The organism is Acinetobacter sp. BMW17, from assembly GCF_001592855.1.
Lineage (GTDB): Bacteria > Pseudomonadota > Gammaproteobacteria > Pseudomonadales > Moraxellaceae > Acinetobacter > Acinetobacter johnsonii.
Map to the genome: position 1 here is coordinate 46048 of NZ_LSOD01000013.1, position 6356 is coordinate 52403.

General features: G+C 42.5%; 7 protein-coding genes and 1 pseudogene. 4 read left to right on the top strand and 4 right to left on the bottom strand.

Features of this window, described 5'->3' with window-relative positions; genetic code table 11:
• Nucleotides 1-196 precede the first annotated feature (196 nt).
• The 3 genes from AXW61_RS02975 to AXW61_RS02985 are packed head-to-tail and all read right to left on the bottom strand — an operon-like array spanning nucleotide 197 to nucleotide 2211.
• Nucleotides 197-589, bottom strand: a complete 393-nt coding sequence (locus AXW61_RS02975) for a hypothetical protein (protein ID WP_004691561.1) — start codon at nucleotides 587-589, stop codon at nucleotides 197-199.
• Between the two features lie 28 nt (nucleotides 590-617).
• Nucleotides 618-1247 carry a DUF1294 domain-containing protein gene (locus AXW61_RS02980; protein ID WP_062032225.1) on the bottom strand — a complete coding sequence of 210 codons (630 nt, stop codon included), beginning with the start codon at nucleotides 1245-1247 and terminating at the stop codon, nucleotides 618-620.
• 13 nt (nucleotides 1248-1260) lie between these two features.
• Nucleotides 1261-2211, bottom strand: coding sequence for a homoserine kinase (locus tag AXW61_RS02985; protein WP_062032228.1), 951 nt, complete (start codon nucleotides 2209-2211; stop codon nucleotides 1261-1263).
• 110 nt (nucleotides 2212-2321) lie between these two features.
• Between AXW61_RS02985 and hisF the strand changes: the two genes are divergently transcribed.
• Together hisF and AXW61_RS02995 are read left to right on the top strand one after the other, a co-directional pair.
• Nucleotides 2322-3083 carry an imidazole glycerol phosphate synthase subunit HisF gene (hisF, locus tag AXW61_RS02990; protein ID WP_207778907.1) on the top strand — a complete coding sequence of 254 codons (762 nt, stop codon included), beginning with the start codon at nucleotides 2322-2324 and terminating at the stop codon, nucleotides 3081-3083.
• Nucleotides 3084-3223: 140 nt separating this feature from the next.
• Nucleotides 3224-3619 carry a hypothetical protein gene (locus AXW61_RS02995; protein WP_240487429.1) on the top strand — a complete coding sequence of 132 codons (396 nt, stop codon included), beginning with the start codon at nucleotides 3224-3226 and terminating at the stop codon, nucleotides 3617-3619.
• Between the two features lie 356 nt (nucleotides 3620-3975).
• Here AXW61_RS02995 and AXW61_RS03000 read toward each other — a convergent pair whose 3' ends face one another.
• A complete protein-coding gene (locus tag AXW61_RS03000; protein ID WP_062032233.1) occupies nucleotides 3976-4614 on the bottom strand; it encodes a hypothetical protein in 639 nt (212 codons plus the stop codon).
• Nucleotides 4615-4724: 110 nt separating this feature from the next.
• Between AXW61_RS03000 and AXW61_RS03005 the strand changes: the two genes are divergently transcribed.
• Together AXW61_RS03005 and AXW61_RS03010 are read left to right on the top strand one after the other, a co-directional pair.
• Nucleotides 4725-5726 (top strand): AraC family transcriptional regulator, encoded by a 1002-nt coding sequence (locus AXW61_RS03005; protein WP_062032236.1) that lies wholly within the window; start codon nucleotides 4725-4727, stop codon nucleotides 5724-5726.
• A 130-nt stretch (nucleotides 5727-5856) separates the two neighbouring features.
• Nucleotides 5857-6267 (top strand): annotated as a pseudogene (locus AXW61_RS03010) (aquaporin); the annotation flags it as partial.
• Nucleotides 6268-6356 lie beyond the last annotated feature (89 nt).

Sequence of the window (6356 nt, forward strand, 5' to 3'; positions counted from 1 at the left end):
AAATATTAAAAAAGTAAATTTATTAATATAAAAAAGTAAAGATTGAAATTCAATTTTGTAAGGTACTTTTAAAAAGCCTGCGCAAAAATAGACATACTGCTGCATCAGCTTGGTTCATCTCGGTGCATAAATCTCATCCCAAAAGATACAGACCTAAAAAAAGGGCACACTGCCCTTTTTTAAATCCCATCACTTGTTATTGATACATCGGTTGATTGTCATTTAAACGAATAATGCCTTTAATGGCACGATACACAATCCACACCCACGACAACCCAATCACAGACACGCAGAAGGTTGAAGCACCGAGTGCGACACCTGCGAAAGCGGTGGCATTTTCACCCGTAAAGAATAAGAAAATAAATGGCACAAAGGCAATCACGTTCCAAATCAAATACCACCAAAAGGTGCGAATCTGCCAAGTAAAATGGCTCTCAAAAATGGAACCACGCACAGAGCCACGCTTCACATAATTAATCACTAAAGCAATGATGGCTAAAATCCCTGCGGAAAAAATCGCAACGATATACAAAATATAAAGAATAAAAGTCAGACTACGATTCGGATCTTGATCGACTGAATAATTCATATTGTCCCTCATGAAGTGGGCTTGAACTTTAAATAGGCAAACTATTGAAAGGAGAAATAAGCCATAAAATTAAAAGAATATTGAATAGAATTGTACAAAAGTAAATCTTTCTAAACGGTTGTTTTTGTGTTTTATGTCGTAGCTTTTGCTGCGCTAACCATGCTGCAGGCCAACCCCCCAAAAATGAAAGGAGATGCAACGTATTTTCAGGTACACGGCGCTGTCCATTTTGCGCAGCTTCTTTGTCTTGCGCATAGAACCAATAACTGGCCGCATTCATCACACTAATCAACAGCAGCACCAATCCACTCAAACGCCCCAGGAGTACCAATAGCGCCAAAAACACGATGTATGCCACCGACGCAATTTGCATTGGACTCCAACGTTGACCCTGTTCGGTCTTTTTCGGGGAGGCTTTTTGGGTACGACTCTTTTGGGTTTGTGATGCTTTTAAATAACTGACTTGCTGTGCACGATAACGCCCTTGCGCATCCACAAGCACGTTGTATTCCAATGCACATCCTAAAATAGGACGAGGACCTTGCCGTGCAAAGTCCTTGATATGTAAAAACACGCGATCTTTGCTGTCATCGTTGGGCTGAATAAAGCCATAGCCTTTTTCATCAAACCATTCAACGAGTCGTCCTTGGTCACGCATTTTTCTTTCCTATTTAAGCAGTTACAAATTTTAAGCGGTCAATCACCATATTACGCATTTCGGCAGGATTTTTCTGCAAAATGTCATCCCCCGTACGGCCTTGTTCAGCATTTTTTTGTGCCACTTGTAAACGCATCATCCAAAAACGCGCAGCAGCCATCGCCAAATACAATTCTAGGCAAGATTTTTCATCGGCAGTCAAAGGACGAATGCTTTCATAGGCGTTTAAAAATGCGATGGCCTTGTCTTCATTTAAGTGCACACTTGGATATTCTGTACAGAAGTCATTCAGGGTAATCGCAATATCAAACAAAAACTCATCTTTATTCAGTTCATAAAAATCTAAAATGCCTTTAAGCTGATTGCCCTCAAACAAAGTGTTGTCGCGGAATAAATCCGAGTGGATAAAGCCCTTTGGACGATTTGGATAAACCGCCGATAATGCGTCATACAGACCCAACAACTTACTGAGCAGTGCTTGATCCGCCTCACTTAATGTCGGTTTCATCTGTAACGCTACAGCAAGCCAGTAGTCATGGTCACGGTATTCTGCACGCTCCAATGGAAAGTCTTGCAGTGCGACGTGCATTTGCGCTTGTGCAACTGCAATCGCCTCGGCTTGCTCAAGGGTCGCAGGCATGGGATGTATGCCCATCATCCGTGGGGCAATTTGCGCAGGTTTATCTTTTAAACTATGAATGGCTTTGCCTGAGTGACTTAAAGGTACAGGAACCGCTAAACCAGCCTGACCTAAATGCTCAAGTACAGGAACTAACTCGCCTGCGCCCTGTTCATCCATTTCTTCAAATACAGTCAATGCATACTGCACAGCATTTTCACACACAATAAAATAGTTCGTATTTTGAATACCGCCTTGAATTGGGATCAGATCGATTACCTCAAGTCCATAAGGTGCTGCAAACGCCTGAACTTCCTGTAAAGTCAAAGTGGTATAAACCGACATATAAAACCTGCAAAAAAACTTACATAAGTTTGATAGAATACCCGCTCCGACTATTAAGGTGTAGCATCTAAGTCGCGAAGTTTCATAATCGGCTGTTATTTTTGGAAAAAATTATGCTAGCTAAACGTATTATTCCTTGCCTCGACGTAGACAACGGTCGTGTAGTGAAAGGTGTTCAATTCCTTGATATTCGTGATGCAGGTGACCCAGTAGAAGTAGCACGTCGATATAACGAACAAGGTGCTGATGAAATTACCTTCTTAGACATTACCGCAACTTCGAATGGTCGCGACACGACTTATCGTACGGTTGAACGTATGGCTGAAACAGTTTTTGTTCCCTTAACGGTCGGTGGTGGCGTTCGCAAAGTTGAAGACATTCGCCTCTTACTCAATGCTGGCGCGGACAAAGTCAGCATTAACTCAGCAGCGGTGTTTAACCCAGAATTTGTACAAGAAGCATCGCAACGCTTTGGCGCACAGTGTATTGTGGTTGCCATTGATGCAAAAAAAACAGGTGAGAACAAATGGGAAATTTTTACCCATGGCGGCCGTAAACCAACAGGTATTGATGCAATTGAATGGTCAGTGAAGATGGCTGACTTTGGTGCAGGTGAACTGCTGATTACCTCGATGGATGCCGATGGTACCAAAGCAGGTTATGACCTCGAGCTGATGCGTCAAATCAATGACCGCGTCACCATTCCAACCATTGCTTCGGGCGGTGTCGGTAACTTACAACACTTGGCCGATGGTATTTTAAAAGGTGGCGCAGACGCTGTACTGGCTGCTTCTATCTTCCACTTTGGACAACACACCATTCCTGAAGCGAAGAAATACCTTGCAGAGCAAGGCATCGAAATGCGTCTATAAACAGACCATAACCGTAAAACCTATGAAAAGAGTGCTTTCGAGTACTCTTTTTATCATTTTAAAGATGAGAAAAAATGTATCACTTAGAACTAATCTTATTTATTTGTGGTCTATTGATCTGTTTTGTTTTCATCCTTTTGATGAAGAAATATGCTGACCGCCCTTTCGGTATGCTGGCCGTACTGTTACTCCTTGGTTTATGCCTGTTTAGCTATATCAGCTTCTGCAAATATCAGTTTAAACAGTATTATGAAAAAGCGCTGATTGCACCTGACCAAATTCGGGCTTGTGGTATTTTTACACAATGGTCGGAGGTCACCCATTATCGACGGCACAACATCAGTACTGAAAAAGTGTTTTACTTTCAGAGTAATCGGCAAGGTTTTTTATTTAGCAATAGTCCGCGTGCCAGACAAAGCTTCCCTGATCTCAAAACCTTAAACATCAACGAACATGTTTGCTTTCAGTTTTCTCCTAACTATACCGATGAAATGGATCGCTATATTTTAACCGACTTTAAAAAGCAGGCGAATTAAAAGGCTCAATTACGCTGTACTTCAGCACCACTTAGCTAATGCTAAGTCGCTAATGCTAAGTCGGAAAGTACTATCGCTTCTATTACGCAGCAAATGTTAAAGCTTAGAATGTTCGCTGGATCTTGACCGAACTTATGCTCTCAATTTTTGAGATAAAAAAAGGGAGTCTTGCGACTCCCTATAAACCTAGAATAACTACAACATTGTCTTGTTAAACTGGAAAATGAAAAATGACGTACTAGTGCTCATGAGATGATTTCACATCATCAACAGCTTTACTATAGAATGTTCAAATGACGAAATATTGACAATACATACCAATATTATTGACAAATCACGACAAAATACCTATTCAGTTATCCTGCAACCGTTTCAGTCGTCTGCGCTGAGTTCAGCGTAATCACTTCAGGTGCCTTAACCCATTTTGCAGGGAAGACCTGATTGACCCACTGGGTGAGCTTATTCGACACCACTTGGGGTAAAGCAATACCCAACGGATTTTGCTCTTGCAAATCCAGCGAGGAAATGACCCGCGTTCCTAAAATATAATCAAACCACGGCTTGGTCACACACCAGTTGGCATCCTGATTGGAGTTCATATGATGATCATAATGCCAAGGAATCTTACGCATTGCCCAGTCTGGCTCTAAGTGCGCACGGCGGTGGATATAATAATAATTTCCTGCACTGTACAGCACAGACAAAGTCATGCCTTTGGAGACAGGATAAAATAATGTCCCAAACACACCCGCCACGACAGCGAGTGACACGATTTCATTTTTGGTACGCCAGTTGCTCCAACCTTCAACATAACCATGATCGTGAAACATGGTTTTCCGCACTTCTCGATGATGCTCCCAATGCGATTTCATGCTGTCAGGCACAGGGCTATAACGTGGCTTTCCAGCACGGTGTGTTCCATGCAAGATATATTTATGTGCAACCCACTCAAACGCATTGGCAACCACCAGTCCTGCGACGAAACCCTTCCACATGGCAAATTCCTCCTATATTCAGATTGAATATAATGTGGAAACTATGCTAAATATTGACCCTAGCATTCAAATTCATTGACAAATTACGACAAGAACAATAGAGCCAATAAATGCAATATTTCAAAGACTACACAGGTTCTGTCTACGGTGGACTGGGGCATTTACTCTATGCCTATTGCCAAGCCGTGGACTACCCAATTTCTGAACAGCTTGAAAAAGCACAGAACTTAGAACGTTTTGATTATGCCCTGTGGTTAGAATTACTGAATGATCTTGACAGCCATCTGCACATCCCTGCGCTCGGACTTGAGATTGCAAAGTATGTACAGCCCAAGCATTTAGGCATTTTGGGCTATATTGCGCTGTCCTGCGAAAATTTAGGCGAAGCGCTCACCCGTTATCATGACTTTCACCGTCTCATTTATGATGGCAGCTCGCTATATGTTGCAGTTGAAGGTGAAAATCTATGCTTTGGTTGGGTGGAGATGCCGATTGAACTCACCACACAACTCAGCAATGAAGTGGCAATGGCGCTGATCATTCAGTTTATGAAGCACTTTGTCGCCCATGATGACATCCAGCTCAGCGAGGTTCATTTTACTCACCCTGTCCCGAAAAATACGGCACTGTATGAGCAGTACTTTAATTGTAAAGTTCGCTTCTCTCAAAGCCGGCCGATGATGATGATTCCCCTCAGTGAATTATCCATGCCCTTTCAGCAAGGTGATCAAACCCTTCAAAAATTGCTCTTACAGCAAGCCGAAGCCTTACTGGAAAAACTCCCTAACTCTACTCACATCGACCAGCGCTTACAGCATGCGATTTTAACCGGGCTACAAAAAAACCAATATCAAATTGAACATATTGCTCGGCAACTGAATTTTTCAGTCCGACAGCTGCAACGTTACTTACAACAACAAGGCACGACCTACCAACAGCGGATGCAAGAAGTCCGACGCATCTTGGCGGAGCAATACTTAAGAGATCCACACCTCAGCTTACAGGAAATTGCACTGTTGCTAAGTTACTCTGAACAAAGTGCTTTTCAACGTGCCTTTAAACACTGGACCCAAGTCACACCTCAGCAGTGGCGTATCCAGCATTTTCACTAAAATCGGATCTGTTTGATCCACGTCATCAGGATGTCATGCTTTTTTTGTTAAATTGATTAAAAAACGAGCATTTCTCATTAAATATAAAGTTCTACGCGAATAAAACATCAATAACTACAAAAAGTGCATTATGAATAAATATCTTGCTGAATTCATCGGAACGTTTTGGTTGGTCTTCGGAGGCTGTGGCAGTGCCATTTTTGCAGCAACTTTTCCCGAGTTGGGCATCGGCTTTCTTGGCGTTGCACTTGCCTTTGGTTTAACCGTTTTAACCGGTGCCTTTGCACTTGGACATATCTCTGGCGGGCACTTTAACCCTGCGGTCAGTGTCGGCTTATGGGTCGGTGGACGTTTTGATACCAAAGATCTGATCCCCTATGTGGTCTCCCAAGTGGTCGGAGCAGTTTTAGCCGCTTGGGTGTTATACCTGATTGTCCAAGGACAAGCGGGTTTTGCTGGTACAGGTGGCTTTGCGACCAATGGTTATGCCGAACTGTCACCAGGAAAATACTCGTTAATCTCCGCTTTAATGATTGAAATTGGGCGGTGTTTCAAAAAGTATGCTGAAAAAAACAATATGGCTTTTGATAAAATAGAGGTATGAAAATAACGCTACAAATCAAATGTCCT